This is a genomic window from Saccharothrix luteola (genome assembly GCF_020859565.1).
Lineage (GTDB): Bacteria > Actinomycetota > Actinomycetes > Mycobacteriales > Pseudonocardiaceae > Actinosynnema > Actinosynnema luteola.
In genome coordinates, this window is record NZ_JAJHUO010000032.1 from 1 (window position 1) to 15,957 (window position 15,957).

Annotated in this window: 11 protein-coding genes and 1 pseudogene; 9 read left to right on the forward strand and 3 right to left on the reverse strand. The window is 69.6% G+C overall.

Annotated elements, in window-relative coordinates; genetic code table 11:
- The first annotated feature begins 683 nt into the window (after positions 1–683).
- From LNK82_RS36665 to LNK82_RS36680, 4 genes are all read left to right on the forward strand, one after another.
- Complete coding sequence (locus LNK82_RS36665) at positions 684–2,519, forward strand: rhamnogalacturonan lyase (RefSeq protein WP_230571533.1); 1,836 nt, start codon at positions 684–686, stop codon at positions 2,517–2,519.
- A 58-nt stretch (positions 2,520–2,577) separates the two neighbouring features.
- On the forward strand, positions 2,578–3,897 hold the full coding sequence (locus LNK82_RS36670; RefSeq protein ID WP_230571534.1) for an RICIN domain-containing protein: 1,320 nt from the start codon (positions 2,578–2,580) through the stop codon (positions 3,895–3,897).
- A gap of 224 nt (positions 3,898–4,121) precedes the next feature.
- Positions 4,122–5,513, forward strand: coding sequence for an RICIN domain-containing protein (locus LNK82_RS36675; RefSeq protein ID WP_230571535.1), 1,392 nt, complete (start codon positions 4,122–4,124; stop codon positions 5,511–5,513).
- Positions 5,514–5,677: 164 nt separating this feature from the next.
- Positions 5,678–6,010 (forward strand): prenyltransferase/squalene oxidase repeat-containing protein, encoded by a 333-nt coding sequence (locus tag LNK82_RS36680; protein ID WP_230571536.1) that lies wholly within the window; start codon positions 5,678–5,680, stop codon positions 6,008–6,010.
- A 1,382-nt stretch (positions 6,011–7,392) separates the two neighbouring features.
- Here the strand turns inward: LNK82_RS36680 and LNK82_RS36685 are convergent.
- On the reverse strand, positions 7,393–8,010 hold the full coding sequence (locus LNK82_RS36685) for a hypothetical protein (RefSeq protein WP_230571537.1): 618 nt from the start codon (positions 8,008–8,010) through the stop codon (positions 7,393–7,395).
- Between the two features lie 628 nt (positions 8,011–8,638).
- Here LNK82_RS36685 and LNK82_RS36690 point away from each other — a divergent pair.
- Entirely contained in the window at positions 8,639–9,532 is an 894-nt protein-coding gene (locus LNK82_RS36690; RefSeq protein ID WP_230571538.1) for a fibronectin type III domain-containing protein, read from the forward strand.
- A 284-nt stretch (positions 9,533–9,816) separates the two neighbouring features.
- On the opposite strand, the gene LNK82_RS36695 is transcribed toward LNK82_RS36690, so the two are convergent.
- Positions 9,817–11,169, reverse strand: a complete 1,353-nt coding sequence (locus LNK82_RS36695; RefSeq protein ID WP_230569108.1) for a cellulase family glycosylhydrolase — start codon at positions 11,167–11,169, stop codon at positions 9,817–9,819.
- Between the two features lie 584 nt (positions 11,170–11,753).
- Here LNK82_RS36695 and LNK82_RS36700 point away from each other — a divergent pair.
- The 3 genes and pseudogenes from LNK82_RS36700 (at position 11,754) to LNK82_RS36705 (ending at position 13,442) form a co-directional block, all read left to right on the forward strand.
- Complete coding sequence (locus tag LNK82_RS36700; protein WP_230569107.1) at positions 11,754–12,887, forward strand: ROK family transcriptional regulator; 1,134 nt, start codon at positions 11,754–11,756, stop codon at positions 12,885–12,887.
- 30 nt (positions 12,888–12,917) lie between these two features.
- Positions 12,918–13,025: pseudogene (locus LNK82_RS48660) on the forward strand (alpha-amylase family glycosyl hydrolase); the annotation flags it as partial.
- 3 nt (positions 13,026–13,028) lie between these two features.
- A complete protein-coding gene (locus LNK82_RS36705; RefSeq protein WP_230569106.1) occupies positions 13,029–13,442 on the forward strand; it encodes an alpha-amylase family protein in 414 nt (137 codons plus the stop codon).
- Between the two features lie 11 nt (positions 13,443–13,453).
- Here the strand turns inward: LNK82_RS36705 and LNK82_RS36710 are convergent, their stop codons facing one another.
- Positions 13,454–14,425 carry an aldo/keto reductase gene (locus LNK82_RS36710; protein ID WP_230569105.1) on the reverse strand — a complete coding sequence of 324 codons (972 nt, stop codon included), beginning with the start codon at positions 14,423–14,425 and terminating at the stop codon, positions 13,454–13,456.
- 681 nt (positions 14,426–15,106) lie between these two features.
- Here LNK82_RS36710 and LNK82_RS36715 point away from each other — a divergent pair.
- Positions 15,107–15,934, forward strand: a complete 828-nt coding sequence (locus LNK82_RS36715; protein WP_230569104.1) for a DUF4097 family beta strand repeat-containing protein — start codon at positions 15,107–15,109, stop codon at positions 15,932–15,934.
- Positions 15,935–15,957: the final 23 nt, after the last annotated feature.

Here is a 15,957-nt window from a genome sequence, read left to right on the forward strand (position 1 = left end):
GCTCGAACGATTCGCCCGGCAGCGCTCCCACGCGGGAAAGCGCTATCCAGTGGGTGGCCGTCCGACCGCCCCGGCCGCTCACGCGACCTGCTCAGATGATTGGGTCTGTTGGCACCGCTGACGTTCCGGCCACAAGCGGTGCTGGAGCCGACCGTACGAACGCGGCCGACCCGCTGTCAACAACCTCGGCGAAACAGTTTCGCGAGCAGGCAGGGCATCCCTCGAATGGCCCCTCGTCGAACGTTCGACGAACTACGCCGTTCGCCGTGGCGCCGCTCTGCCGTATGGCGCACCTCGCGGGAACGTGCACAGCGGCGTTCTCCTGTGGTGGCAACGAAATTGACGTGTTTACATATGTGATGCGGCCGGATACTGTGCACGTTCACAGTGCCTCTGGCGGCTGTCCCTGCCGCACCTCCCCCGGTCCCTGCCTGACAAGGAGCGCACCGCAGATGCCATGGAACCATCACGCCCCCGCCGATGGGCGACGCCGGGGCCGACCGGTCGGCAAGCCGAAGCCGGAGTCCAATCGAGACGGACACACCTCGACCTGAACCCTCGCCCTCCGCCCTCCGCCCTCCGCCCTCCGCCCTCCGCCCTCCGCCCTCCGCCCTCCGCCCTCCGCCCTCCGCCCTCCGCCCTCCGCCGCCGTGGGAAGCAACTCCGACGAACAGAAATCTGCCATGCACAGATCAAAGTCGATACGTGCACTGCTGGTCGTGACGTCATCTGTCCTCCTTGCGGGTGCTCTGACGTACCCGACCGCGGGGGCCGCACCCGACGCGTCGCAGGCCGAGAGACTGGACCGCGGGCTCATCAGCGTCCACACCGGAAAGGGCAACTTCCTCAGTTGGAGATTGGCGGCCGGTGACGCGCCGGGTACGGCCTTCAACGTCTACCGCGACGGTCTGAAGGTGACGTCCACGCCCATCACCCGCACGAACTTCCAGGACCACGGAGCGCCGGCCGGCACCCTCTACACGGTTCGCCCGGTGGTGCGCGGTGTCGAGCAGGCGGGCGCGGCTTCGGCGGGCGGCTCGCTGCGGATGTCGGCCCACGTCGGCGGCGAGATGGGTGTCACCGCGAGCACGAGGGACGTGCCGTTGCAGATCCCAGCCGGTGGTTCGACGCCGTCGGGCAGCTTCACCTACGAGGCCAACGACGGCAGCGTGGGCGACCTGGACGGTGACGGGCAGTACGAGATCGTGCTGAAGTGGAACCCGACCAACGCCAAGGACAACGCCCAGGCCGGCTACACGGGCAACACGATCATCGACGCCTACCGGCTGGACGGCACTCGGCTGTGGCGGATCGACCTCGGCCGCAACATCCGCTCGGGCGCGCACTACACCCAGTTCCAGGTGTTCGACTACGACGGCGACGGCAAGGCCGAAGTGGCCATGAAGACCGCCGACGGCACCCGTTCCGGCACCGGTCAGGTGATCGGCAACGCCGACGCGGACCACCGCAACTCCTCCGGGTACGTCCTGAGCGGGCCGGAGTTCCTCACCGTGTTCCGCGGCACCGACGGCGCGATCCTGGACACCGAGAACTACGTCCCGCCGCGCGGCAACGTCTCCGACTGGGGCGACAACTACGGCAACCGGTCCGACCGGTTCCTGGCCGGGACGGCCTATGTGGACGGTTCGCGGCCGAGCATCATCATGGCACGCGGTTACTACACCCGTGCGGTGGTCGTGGCGTGGGACTTCCGGAGCGGTCAGCTGACCCGGCGGTGGACCTACGACTCCGGCCGCGGTGGCGCGTACGGGCAGGGCAACCACAACCTGTCCGTCGCGGACGTCGACGCCGATGGCCGTGACGAGATCATCTACGGCTCGGCGACGATCGACGACAACGGCGCCCTCATGTACAGCACCGGCCTGGGTCACGGCGACGCCATGCACGTCAGCGACCTGGTGCCGAGCAGGCCCGGTCTGGAAGTGTTCAACGTGCACGAGTGGACCAGCTCGCCGGCGATGGACGTGCACGACGCGCGGACCGGCGCGTTCCTCTACCGCGCGCCGTCGTGCGGTTGTGACACCGGCCGCGGGGTCGCGGCGGACGTGTGGGCGGGCAACCCCGGCGCGGAGATCTGGTCCTCGTCGGTCGGCGGTCTGCGCAGCGCGGCGAACGGCAGCCAGGTCGCGGCCCGCAAGCCGGGCTCGCAGAACTTCGTGATCTGGTGGGACGGCGACGCGCAGCGCGAGCTGCTGGACGGCACCCAGATCTCCAAGTACGGCACGGGCGGCGACACCCGTCTGCTGACCGGCTCCGGCGTGTCGTCCAACAACGGCACCAAGTCCACGCCGGTGCTCCAGGCGGACATCCTCGGCGACTGGCGCGAGGAGGTCATCTGGCGCACCAGCGACAACCGCGCGTTGCGGATCTACTCCACCACCGACCCGACGAGCATCAGCCGCCCGTCGCTGATGCAGGACCGCCAGTACCGGGTGGCCGTCGCCTGGCAGAACACCGCCTACAACCAGCCGCCCCACCCCAGCTTCGCCACCCCGTGACGCCACGGACAGCCCTAGCCCGACACCCACGACCATCCCTGCGCTCAAGGAGTCGTCCATGACCATGCAACGGCGGAAGTTCCTCACCATCAGCGCGGCCGGTGCCGCGGGCGCCGGTCTGTCCCTGCTCGGCGTGGGCCAGGCGGGCGCCGCGCCGATCGGGTCCCTGGCCACGGCACCGACCACACCGTTCGCGGTCGGCGTGCGCCGGTACAACTGGACCCGCGGCAGCCGCCCCTGCACCACCTACGTCTACTACCCCGCCACCGGCACCGCCGGCGGCAACCCGATCACCGACGCACCCGTCGCCAACGGCGTCTTCCCCGTCTACAACATGACCCACGGCTACGGCAGCAGCCCGCAGAACTCCCTGTTCATCATCCGCGCCCTCGCCTCCGCCGGGTTCATCGTCCCCGCACCCCACTTCAACCACAACTTCACCGACGTCAACAACGGCAACACGTCCAAGGACGTCTCCCAGATCATCACCAACACCCTCGCCCTCAACACCAGCGGACCACTCGCCGGACACATCAACACCTCCATCGGCGTCGGCGTCTCCGGCCACTCACTGGGCGGCATGGTCACCCACGGCCTGCTCACCTCCTGGCCCGACAGCCGCATCATCTCCGCCAACCCCCAATCCTGCGTCGACATGGGCAACCCCTCCAGCACCGTCAACGCCAAGGTCCTGTTCGTCCACGGCGACCGCGACACCACCACCCAGTACTCCTCCGCACGCCAGGCCTACAACGAGATCACCTGGCCCAAGGCCTTCCTCACCTTCGTCGGCGGCAGCCACACCAGCTTCTGGAGCGACCAACGCTTCCCCCGCACCGTCGTCGACTGGGCCCGCTGGACCATGTACGGCGACACCGCCGCACGTGACCGCCTCCCCGCCGACGCCTCCGGCTCCAACACCAGGTGGGAAGCCCAACTCGGCAGCACCCCCACCCTGCCCGGCACCTACACCCTCACCGCGCAGCACAGCGGCAAGACCGCCGAGATCAACGCGGCCTCCACCGCCGCCGGCGCGGCACTCGTCCAACGAACCACCAGCGGCGCCACCAACCAGCACTTCGAGTTCGTGGACGCCGGCGGCGGCCACGTCCGCCTCAAGGCCCGCCACAGCGGCCTGTTCCTCCAGCCCACCGGCACCACCAACGGCGCCGACGTCGTCCAGCAAGCCGACTCCACCACCACCGCACAGCACTGGCGCGTCGTCGACCACGGCAGCAACGTCGTCAGCATCGTCAACCGCGACTCCGGCCTCGCCCTCGACGTCTGGGAGTACTCCACCGCCGACGGCGCCCGCATCTCCCTCTACACCTACAACGCCACCAGCCCCAACCAACGCTTCACCCGCCGCACCGTCTGATCCGAGACCCGACAGGGCACCGCTCGTGCAACGGCGCGAGCGGTGCTCCGTCAGGGCGCCGACAACCCTTCGCGACCACCCTGGACGGGTCCGATGACACAGTCCTCCCTCGATTCGACCCCACCGCGACGTCCGCACCGACGCCGCCTCGCATTCGCCCTCGTCGGCGCGCTGATCGCGAGCGGCGCCGCCGCGCTGGTCGCGGGACCGTCGGCGACGCGGCCGTGATCGACCCGGCGGGGTACTACCAGATCGTGTCGCGGCACAGCGGCAAGGCGGTCGACATCGCCGACCGGTCGACCGCCGACGGCGCCGCCGTCCAGCAGCGGACCCGCGCCGACCAGGCCAACCAGCAGTTCCAGTTCGTGGACGCCGGCGGCGGCTTCCACAAGCTCCGAGCCCGGCACAGCGGCAAGGTGGTGGACATCGCCTCCGCGTCCACGGCCAACGGCGCGAACGTCGTCCAGTGGACCGACGGCGGGGGCACCAACCAGCAGTTCCGGGTGGTCGACACGGACAGCGGGTACGTCAAACTCGTCAACCGCAACAGCGGCAAGGCGCTCGACGTGTGGGAGCAGTCCACCGCCGACGGCGCGCGGATCTCCCAGTACACCGATACGGGGTCGGCCAACCAGCAGTGGCAGCTGGTCCGGGTCGACACCGGGCCGGCGCCGAAGTACGCCGGCTACCTGTTCAGCTACTTCACCGGCGAGGGCACCTCGACCGGCGAGCAGGTGTACTTCGGGCTCAGCCAGGGCAACGATCCCACGCAGTGGCGGCAGCTCAACGGCGGGCGGCCCGTGCTGACCTCGACCGTGGGCGCCCGAGGCGTGCGAGACCCGTTCATCATCCGCTCGCCACAGGGCGACAAGTTCTACCAGATCGCCACCGACCTGCGGATCTACGGCAACGGCAACTGGGACCAGGTCCAGCGGACCGGCAGCAAGTCCATCGTCGTGTGGGAGTCCACCGACCTGGTGAACTGGAGCGCGCCGCGCCTGGCGCGCGTCTCCCCCGACACGGCCGGCAACACCTGGGCGCCGGAGGCGTACTACGACGAGGGCCTCGGCCAGTACGTCGTGTTCTGGGCGTCGAAGCTGTACTCCGCCGGCGACCCGAACCACACCGGCACCACCTACAACCGCATGATGTACGCCACCACGTCCGACTTCCGCACCTTCAGCGCCGCGCAGGTCTGGGTCGACAAGGGCTACTCGACCATCGACTCCACGCTCATCAAGCACAACGGCACCTACCACCGCTTCACGAAGGACGAGCGGAGCTCCTCGCAGTCCCCGTGCGGGAAGTTCATCCTCGCGGAGAAGTCGGCGACCATCCTCAACCGCAACTACTCGTTCGTCGCCGAATGCCTCGGCAACAACGCGCTCAACCAGGGCGAAGGACCGCTGGTCTTCAAGTCGAACACCGAGGAACGCTGGTACATGTTCATCGACGAGTACGGCGGTCGCGGCTACATCCCGTTCACGACCACCGACGTGAACACCCGGCAGTGGTCACCCGTCTCCGGCTACACGATGCCCGGCAGGCCGCGCCACGGCACCGTCCTGCCGGTCACCCAGGCCGAGTACGACCGGCTGCTGCAACGCTGGGCCTGAGCCGCCCCCGAGCAGCCCGTTCGCCGAACGGGGAAGCGAGCTGGAGCCGCTCGGTCCCCGTTCGGCGGCCGGGTGATACCCGGAGGTGACGCGTTTCGCGGAACGAGCGCACGACCCGATCCTGGGCAAGAGCTTGGTCGCCTACGCGATCAAGGACTGAGGCCATGGACCAGGAGACCGCGTGGACCATCGCCGCGACCCAACGAGCCGACGGTTCCATCCCCTGGGAACCCGGACGCCACGTCGACCCGTGGAACCACGTCGGAGCCGCGATGGGCATGGCGGTCACCGGACTGCGGCACGAGGCAGAAGCCGCCTACCCCTGGCTCGCCCGGACCCAGAACCCGGACGGCTCGTGGTTCGCCGCCTACCGGGATGGCCACGCGGCGGACCGTTCACGCGACACCAGCTTCAGCGCCTACGTCGCCGTCGGCCTACGTCACCACTGGCTCCTGGCCGGCGACGAGCGCTTCCTCACCCGGATGTGGCGGTCGTGAGCCGTGCCCTCGACTTCGTGCTGGGCCGTGCAAGCACCGGACGGACGGATACCTGGCGCCGCAACAAGTTCGGCATCGCCACCGACGAAGTGATGCTCGCCGGGTGCTCCAGCATCCACCAAGCCCTTCTGTGCGCCACCGACTTGGCTGTCGACCTCGGCCAGCCACCCACCCGCTGGCGCGCCGCAGCGCACCTGCTGAGTCAGGTGATCGCGAACTCGCCCGAGGCGTTCACCGTCAAGCCGCACGCCATGGACTGGTACTACCCGGTGCTCGGCGGCGTGCTCACCGAGGCGACGGCGTCAACGCGGGTCGCCGAAGGCTGGGACCGTTTCGTGGCACCCGGTCTCGGTGTGCGCTGCGTCCACGACCAGCCATGGGTCACCGGCGGGGAAACCGCTGAACTGGCCCTCACCCTCGCCACCCGCGGCCGACGCGACACCGCGCGTGAACTGCTCCGCGACACCGCCCCACTGCGGCACACCGACGGCTCTCGTACTGGACGGGCGACCAATACGCCAACCAGGTTCTGTGGCCTCAAGAACGCGCCACCTGGACCGCTGGAGCCATCCTCCTCGCACGCGCTGCGATCACAGACCAACCGGCCACCCAGCAGACCTTCACGACTTCGCTCCACCTCGACCCATCGACCGCCGACTTCGCACTGGACGATCCCGTACCACGACGAACACACCCCCTGCCGCCCGCATGAAGTCCGTCCACTAGGCGCGGCACGACCAAGCCCGACCCAGTCCGGCTCCTCGGCGCGCGACAGGCCCAATGCTCGCCGAGCGAGGTCGGACACCTCGAAGGCCCAACCCACAGGTCGGTGTTCCCGCACGACGCGCGCGATCGAACAACGCTACTTGTGCGCTACGTGCGCCGGTTCCGCATCGCGCGGATCGAACCGGCCCGCAAGAACGGCAATAGCGAGCCGAGCTGCGTCATCTTGGATGAGGTCCTGACCCAGCCCAGCGGGGACTTCTAGAAAGCCAACGTGTTGATGGAGGTCGCCAACTTGACCTCTATTGCTCCGAATGCGGCGCCGTCCATCAAGGCTGCGTGACGGGTCCGTCTCGACCTGGGCCCAGCAGGATCATCTCGGCAGGCATCCGCACCGGTCCGGACCAACTCCGCGCTTACCTGGTCCGTTGGCGGCAGCGGCGAGGGAGCAGTGGCGGAGCTTCAGCAGCCTGCTCCGTGTGGCTGACTGTTCCCCACGCGAGCGGCGACGCTTCCGATGAGTCCCCTCACTGCCGGGCGCACTCAGTCTTTCCTGCATGAGCGGGACGCCCATGAGAGCCGCACATCGCGGCGCGGCGTCTCTCGCGCACGGGAGGGCTGAATAAGACCACGTCTCACGTGGTCTTAGCCGGGCTACCTTACTGTTCAAGCAGTCTCTCCGCTCGCTCCAAGTATGGCATCGCCTCCCTGCCAGCACGCCCGTTGACCAGCTTGTAGACGTCAGTCGCGTTCTCCGGTCGAGCTTCGGCGAGTTCTCGCAAGTCCCTAATCAGGTGCTTGAGATGCCCCTCCACCCCAGTCCAACCGACGACGGGATCATCACGATTCCCGGCCCAGATGGAGTCCACTTCCAGCATGCAGTTGACCACCTGGAGACACAGCTCACCATCGATTTTCCTCCAATTTTCGAACACGAGCAGGAGCGCCTCTAGCACCACTTGGAGCATCTCCTCAGCCACGCCGAACTCATTGCGTTGTTCCAGCCAATCGACGTCTTTCGACAGAGAAGGCAGCGCATAAGCGATCTTCTGCTCTGCCTTCTCCGGCGTAGCCCCTCTGCGTCTGAGAGGGATCGCCACCATCCCGCTCAGCGCGTCCCAGGCTGCCCCATGTCCTCGAACGCTCCGATACCCCTCGTCGTAGACCTGGTATATCGGCAGCACCCGATTCAACGCCGCTACGACGAACACAGTGCGTCGATCCGATGGAAGCGCTGCGCACAGCTCCTTGACGACATCGTTTTCTTCAATCGACACCAATTGAGACTCCTGTCACCTGCACGTCATGACGGCCACTCAGCCGTGTTGGGCGAAGTAATAGTGGCACCTCGGCCTGTCAGGAATGCACGACAGGCCGGACAGAAAGGCCTACTTGCAGCAACCCCACGCGGTGCGAGCCCCAGATGGTCGGCTGCTAACACGGCCTTGACCTCGGCGTGCGCACCACCAGCTATCGACACCGCGAGGTTGCCGTCATCCACCACAGCCGGCCCCGTCGGATCGCCGCCCTCGTCGCGCACCACTCGGGAGCCCACGTCCCCGCCGAGGTCCTCGGAGTCCGCGAACACCTCGACGCCTACCCGCGCGAGCAGGAGCCGGTGGCGGACGCCCTGGCCCACGCCGACCAGACCCTGGACCGCCACGGCCCCGACGCCCTACGCCCGCGTGCACCACCTGCGCGCACCGCACCTGCTCGCCACCGCCACCAGGGTAGAAGCGCGGCTCGCCAACCCGGAGACGACGCCGCGAAGCCGACGAACTCCGCGCGATCAAGGGTGAGCCGCAGTCACTCCGCATGAACGCTGCGGCTGAATGGTCGAGACGCACCGGGCGTGACCCGCGGGACACTGTCCGCGGGCGGGTGAACACGGAGAGGACGCAAACCTTGCGCGCTAGGTGGAACGGACACCGCGTCACCGCCTTGTCCCTGGTCTCGGTCCTGGTGATCGCCGGGGCGCTGACGGGGGCCGCAGGGCCTGCGGCGGCGCAGACGACCGCGGTGCGGATGGACTACACCTGCACGACCTCCCCAGGGCCGAGCGTCGAGGTGACCGTGTGGGTCGTCGGAGGCCTGCCGGACGACGGCGCGGGGCCGAACAGCGTCTCCTACCTCAACCCCGCCTTCATCGACGTGGACCTGGACGTGCGCGAACTGCGCCCAGTGATCGCGTTGGCCGGCGGGGTGCGCGTGGACGGCGACAGCACGGCGGTGCTCGACGCGCACATCACCGGTGCGGAGGGGACGCAGACCACCCAGGTCCCGTTCACCTTCGCTCCGACGTGGGTGACGGACGTCCGAACGGCCGCGCTGCGGGCCAGGGGCGCCTTCCCGGTGCAGCGCTTCAGCACGGCGGGCTACTACGACCTGCACGTGGACGACCTGACGCTGGCACTGCGCCCCGAACGCGCCGACGGCACGCCTCTCGGCACGGTCACCGCGTCCTGCTCGCACGACCCGGCGCAGGACGACCTGCTGGGCACCGTGTGGTCGCAGTTCGCCGTCTTCGACGGGCCGCTGCGCCCGACCGGGCTGCGGGTGGTCTCGACGACCCCGACGTCCGTGACGCTGGCCTGGGAAGCTTCTTCCTGGTGGACCCCGACCCTGGGCTACGAGGTGTACCTGGACGGAGGCCACACCGGCCTGGTCACGGAGAAGCAGGTGACGCTGACCGGACTGACCCCCGACCGGCAACACCGGGCGAAAGTCGTCACCACGGACGTGCAGGGCAACCGGTCACCCATGAGCCAGGGCCTGATCTTCACCCTTCCGCGGGCCTGACCCACGCGACTTCGCGGATCACCGGGGTCCGCCGCTCGGCAGTCCCGGTGCCACGATTGTCGTGCCCGATCGCGTGTCGCATGTGGACGCTCTGGAAGACCACGCCCCAGCGGTTGCGGGCGACGCGCCGGGGCGCCCATGACGACCGACCCTCTGACGCGGCAGACCAGTGGTTCGGAGTCCCACAGGAGGCCACGGACACGGCAGTGGGGGGGGGGGGGGGGGGGGGGGGGGGGGGGGGCGGGCCGGCGCCCCCCCCCCCCCCCCCCACGGGTGTGACCGGGTCAGCTCGCGGTGCAGGAGGCGGTCGGGGCGCTGTTCGCGCCGCGCGACGAGGCCGTGAACCCGAACGAGGTGCTGCCGCCCGCGCCGAGGCTGCCGTTGTAGCCGGCGTTGCGGGCCGTCACGGTCGAGCCGCTGCTGGTGACGGTGGCGTTCCAGGCGTTGGTGATGGCCTGGCCGTCGGCGAAGGTCCAGGTGACGGTCCAGCCCTTGATCGCCGACGTCCCCGCCGTGATCCGGACCTCGCCCTGGAAGCCGCCCGGCCACTGGTTGGTGACCGTGTAGGCGGCGGTGCAGGCGAGTCCGCCGCCGGGCGTGGTGGTCGTGGTGGTGGTCGTCGTCGTGGTGGTCGTGGTGGTCGTGGTCGTGCCGCCGAAGATCGCGGCTTCCTTGGCGGTGGCCTTGATGCCGTTGGCGCCGTTGAAGATCCGCTGACCCCACGTGGTGAGCCGGGCGGGGTCGAAGGCGGTCGCCATGTCCAGGATCGGGTCGGAGTTGCCGCTCCACGACCAGGCCAGGTAGCCCAGGCCCCGCTTCTGCGCCTCGCTCAGGATCGTCTCGTGGTCGACCTCACCGCTCTTGAACTGCCAGCCGAACTCGCCGACGACCAGCGGCAGGCCCTTGCTCTGGAAGGCGTCGAAGTAGGAAGTGATGCTCGAGGCTGTGTTGTAGACGCTGTACATGTGGATGGAGAACACGGTGTTGCGGCGGGAGTCGGCGTTCCAGATGGTCTGGGCGTTGTCCCGCATGACGTTCTGCCAGTCCTGGCCCCAGTTCGGCCCGTCGACCATCAGCAGGTGCTCGAAACCGTTGGCCCGCAGCTTCTTCACCGCGTTCGCGGTCGCATCGGTCCACTGCGCGGCGTCGACGTTGCCGATCGGCTCGTTGCCGATGTTGATGACGACGTAGTCCTCCTGGCCCACCAGAGCGCTCTTCTGGCCGATCCAGTAGTTCGCCGCCTCGTCCAACGACGCCGCCGCGCCCTCCTCCCCGTACCCGGTGGTGTCGTGCACCTCCAGCACGCAGATCATCCGGTTGCGCTTGCACAGGTCGATCACGGCGGGCACGTCGGTGGACGGCCCCCACCGCTTCCCGGTGCCCAGCACCACGCGCACGGTGTTCGCGCCCAGCGCCTTGATGTCGGCGAACGAGTCGGTCTCGCCGGTGAACCAGACGTGCGGGTGGTTGACACCCCGCATCACGAACGGCTGCCCGCCGGCCTCCACGACCTTGGTCCCGCTGACGTGCAGGCCCACTGCCTCCGGGGCGGCTTCCTGGGCCTGTGACAGGGCGGTCGTCCCTAAGCCGGCGGCGACGAGCAGCGCGGCGACGGCCGCAGCGATCCTTGTTCTCATGGTCTTTCGACACCTCGTTGAGTCGATGACACTTGTCCGGTTTGTCTGCCCAGCTCAAGCCTCGTACAGGGTTCGACTGCTCCACGGTCCTGGGAGCGCTCCCAGAAGAGCTGTTGACAGTACGTCATTGCATGGCCGCAGCCCGGAGGTCCACCAGCTCGACCCGAGCCGTCGCGGCCCGGTCGCGGAACGGGGTGGCGCCTGACTGCGAACCGTATTAGTTTCTAGCTGGAACTTGTGCTCCCACACGGTACGTCCGCCATCGCCGAGAAGTCAACGCCTGCCCGTATAGGTCCCTGACCAGTAGTTTTGATCGCACTCACCACCAGCCACACCCAGGCGGGCGTGCCACGCGGGGCCGATGAACCCACACCCCTCCCCGCCGAACCGGAGGTGAACAGGTGAACCGATCGACGCGAGGACGCCCGCTCAAGTCACTCCCACTACGCAGGTGGTCGGTTCACCGAATATCACGCTTAGTAATGAACTCTGGTAACGCTCCCACACGCACGAGGAGTGGTTTCGTGACAACACCCCACGCGACGGCGAGCACCGCGCTCCGGGAGCCCCGGTATCGTCGGCCGGTGACCTCGGAAGCCGGCACCCGCACCACTCCCTCGTGGCCGGACCTGTCCTCCGTCGCCCGGGACGTCCTGCTGGAGGTGCTGGTCCACGGGCCGCTGTCCCGGGCCGAGATCGCCGACCGGCTGCACCTGTCCCGGCCGACCCTCACCCGCGTGACCAGGTCATTGATGCTCGAAGGGCTTCTGGTGCAGGGCGACAACCGGCCGCACCCCTCGGCCGGTCGGCCCTCCGAGATGCTCCACGTGCGGGGCGGGGCACACCACTTCCTCGGCGTGAAGCTGACCGCCGAACGGCTCTACGCCACGATGACCGACCTGACCACGACTGCGGTCGCCGCCACCCACGAGCCGCTGCGCTCCCCCGACCCCGACGACGTGGTCGCCCAGATCGCCGACGTGGCCACGCGCTTCCCCCTCGCGACCGGCGTGGGGGTGACGCTGGGCGGGATCGCCCTCGACGGTGTGGTGGTGCGCGACGAGCACCTCGGCTGGACCGACGTGCCGCTCAAGGCCGCGGTAACCCGGGCCACCGGCGTCCCCACCGCGGTCGGCAACGACGTGCAGGCGCTCACCGCGGCGCAGCACTGGTTCGGTCCCGGCGCCGGACTGCGGTCCATGGCGGTCATCACCGTCGGCGCGGGCGTCGGCACCGGGCTGATCCTCAACGGCGGCCTCGTCGAAGGCGCGCACGGCCTGCCGCCCTGCTTCAGCCACACCCTCGTCGACGCACGCGGACCGCTGTGCGGCTGCGGCCGGCGCGGGTGCGTCTCCGCCTACCTGCTGACGCACGTGATACTGCGACGCCTGACCGGTCGCCCCACCTACGAAGAGGCACTCGACCGGGCCCGCGCGGGAGACCCGCAGGCGCGGCAGGTGTTCGACGAGGCCGGCTACGCGCTCGGCGTGCTCATCGGCACCGTCGCCAACGCCGTCGACCCGCAGAAGGTCCTGCTCACCGGCGAGGGCCTGCCGCTGTACGAGGTCTCGACGCAACTGGTGCACGACGGCATCGAGGACACCTTCGACGACGACCCGGCGTTGGTGGAGCTGGACGTGCAGCCGTTCGACCACAGCGAGTGGGCCAGGTCCGGCGCCGCTCTGGCCATCAAGGCGACGATCACCGGCACGGTCTGACGTCCGAGATCGGGCAGCGGCACTACCCACCTGTACCCGCAGAGCTTCGCGGACTCCGGCCGTGCCGGCGCCGACGGGATCGGCGACCTCGCCGAGATCACCGCCCGGCTCGACTACCTGCGGTGGCTGGGCGTCGGCGCCGTGTGGCTCGACGTCGTCGCCGGGCACACCTCCGACCAGCACCCCTGGTTCCGGGCGTCCGCCGACGACCCGGACGACGACCGGTACGTGTGGAGCGACGTCCCCGTCGAGGGCTTCGTGCCCGGCTCGGGGCGGCGCGGCGGCTCCTACCTGCCGAACTTCTTCCCCGTGCGGCCCGCGCTCAACTTCGGCTACGCGCGCACCGACCCCGACGAGCCGTGGCGCGCCCCGGTCGAAGCCGACGGGCCGCGGGCCAACCGCGCCGCGCTGCGGGAGATCATGGCGCACTGGTTCGACCTGGGGGTCGCCGGGTTCCGCGTCGACATGGCGGCGTCGCTCGTCAAGGACGACCCCGGCCTCGTGGAGACGGGCCGGCTGTGGCGCGAGAGCTGCGACTGGCTCGACGCCACCTAAGCCCCGGCGGTTCACCGGCCGGCGGCCCACAGGCCTTCCGGCACCGGTTCCCGGATCCGGTCCGCGGCGGCACGGACGTGGTCGACCGCGCCGAGCCCGGTGACCACGGACGCGACGGCAGGGTGTCGCAACGGGAACGCCATGGCCGCGTGCGGCAGCGTGGTCCCGTGCCGCTCGCACGTCCCGGCCCACGACCGGGCCACCGCGAGCACGTCGGCCGGCGCCGGCCCGTAGTCGAAGTAGGCGTCGTCCGGCGGCCAGGGCCGAGCCAGGAGACCGGAGTTGTAGGGAGCGGCGGCCAGGACCGACACCCCGCGTTCCGCACACGCGTCGAGCAGGGGCGCCGCCGTTCGATCCACGAGGGTCCAACGGCCGGCCACCATGATGACGTCGACGTCGGTCTCCCGGACCGCCCGCAGCGGCGCCTGCCACTGGTTCATCCCCAAGCCGACCGCCCGCACGACCCCTTGCTCGCGCAGCGCGACCAGGGCGGGAACGGCTTCGGTCAGCGCTTGGTCGACGTGGTCGTCGGGATCGTGGACGAGCACGATGTCGATCCGGTCGACACCCAGGCGCCGCAGGCTGGCGTCGATGCTGCGCAGCACCCCGTCGGCGCTGTAGTCGCGGACGCGGACCTGGTCGTCCGGCACGTCGAACCCACCGTGCGCCAGGTCCGAGCCCGTGGGCGCGGGATTCGGCTCCAGCAGCCGTCCGACCTTCGTGGAGATGACGTAGTCGTCGCGCGGCCGGCCGGCCAACGCGGCGCCGAGCCGCCGTTCGGACAGGCCGAGCCCGTAGTGGGGCGCGGTGTCGAAGTACCGCACCCCTTCCGCCCAGGCCGCCTCGATGACGGCGTGGGCCACGTCGTCCGGTCGAGCCCGGTAGAGGTTGCCGATCGGCGCGGCGCCGAACCCCAACTCGGTCACGGTGACGCCGGTGGTCCCGAGTGGACGTCGCGGCAGTTCCCGGGTGTCACCGCTCATCGCCGCACCCCCGCACGGCGGAGGGTGCGCATCTCGTCCGCGGCCGAGCCGGCGGCACGCCCGGCGCCGGCAACTCGACCTGTGCGGTCGAGCGCGGCGGTGGTCGGACAACTCGTTCGCTGCAACTGCGCTCCTCGGTTTCGACTGTTGACATCGATCGCAGAGCCGGACAACTTCGGCGACCGCGCGCACCCCCCGCTCATACATCCGATCTATGGTCGGTATGTATACGCATCCGCGCTGCAACGCACAAGACACCCTGCCGCATACCGGCCGACACGCATCTCGTTACCCCAGAGGACTAGTCAGCGTCTTGTTGATCTCACACCGACGACCAGGCCGGGCGGTCGACCTCACAGGCGTCCACCCCCGTTCGACGGGAATACCTCCAAGGTCTGGTCCGCCGGCGGCGTTCCGGCGCAAGCTGGACCTCGACCCCGTTCCGGCACCAAGCCGGAACCCGGGATCTGGAACAACAGGTCGTAGCCCTCGGCGGCACCGTCCACGTCGGCGACAGCTGACAGAGCGCGATGTGCCGGGCGGTGGCGCTGTCATCGCCACCGGGCCGCGGACAGGACAGTGTCAGCGCCGTGGCTGCACGGTGTCAGCGCGGCCGGTGATCGTATCCCCATCGAACGGCCCGACCACCCCGGACGGGCCACTCACCAGGGGAGATGCGACATGCCCAGCTTCACCACGCCGGCACCCGTCACCGCCGCGCTGACCACCGCCGGCGCCCACGTCCGGGTCACCGCCGGCGACCGCGCCGACACCGTCGTGCACGTCGAGCCGCTCGACAGCGCGAACAAGACCGACGTCAAGGTCGCGGAACGCACCAAGATCGACTTCACCGACGGCACGCTGTCGATCAAGACCACCAAGTCCGGCGACAAGACCGGCTCGGTCGCCATCACCGTCGAGCTGCCCGCCGGCTCCGCACTGGTCCTGAACACCGCGTGGAGCGACGTGCGCGCCACCGGCCCACTCGGCGCCTGCGAGCTCAACACCGCCTCCGGCCACGTCCTCCTCGACCGGGTCGCCGCGCTGCGCGGCAACCTCGGCGGCGGCACGGTCCAGGTCGACCACGTCGCGGGCGCCGTCGACGTCGACGGCGGCACGGCGGGCCTGCGGCTGGGCGAGGTCGACGGCACCGTCCGCTACCAGGGCACGACCGGCGAGGTCTGGATCGGCCACGCCCGCTCCGACATCGACCTCGGCGGCTCCAACGGCGCCTTCACCGTCGACCACGCGGACGGCAGCGTCACCGCCCGCGCCGCCAACTGCCCCATCCGCATCGGCCACGTCACCCGCGGCCAGGTCGAACTCGCCAACGCCTCCGGCGGCATCGAGATCGGCGTCCCCGACGACGCCACCGCCGAAGTGGACGCCAACAGCACCAAGGGCGTCGTGCGCAACACCCTGCCCGCACCGACCAACCCCACCGACACCGTCAAGATCCACGCCCGCACCCGGCTCGACGACATCGTCATCCACCGCGCCACGGCCTGAACCCCGACCCACCAGGAAGGACC

Excerpts from the sequence above, each read along its gene's own strand:
- LNK82_RS36665 (WP_230571533.1), top strand. The coding sequence starts at position 684 with ATGCACAGATCAAAGTCGATACGTGCACTGCTGGTCGTGACGTCATCT.
- LNK82_RS36670 (WP_230571534.1), top strand. The coding sequence starts at position 2,578 with ATGACCATGCAACGGCGGAAGTTCCTCACCATCAGCGCGGCCGGTGCC.
- LNK82_RS36680 (WP_230571536.1), top strand. The coding sequence starts at position 5,678 with ATGGACCAGGAGACCGCGTGGACCATCGCCGCGACCCAACGAGCCGAC.
- LNK82_RS36695 (WP_230569108.1), bottom strand. The coding sequence starts at position 11,169 with ATGAGAACAAGGATCGCTGCGGCCGTCGCCGCGCTGCTCGTCGCCGCC.
- LNK82_RS36710 (WP_230569105.1), bottom strand. The coding sequence starts at position 14,425 with ATGAGCGGTGACACCCGGGAACTGCCGCGACGTCCACTCGGGACCACC.
- LNK82_RS36715 (WP_230569104.1), top strand. The coding sequence starts at position 15,107 with ATGCCCAGCTTCACCACGCCGGCACCCGTCACCGCCGCGCTGACCACC.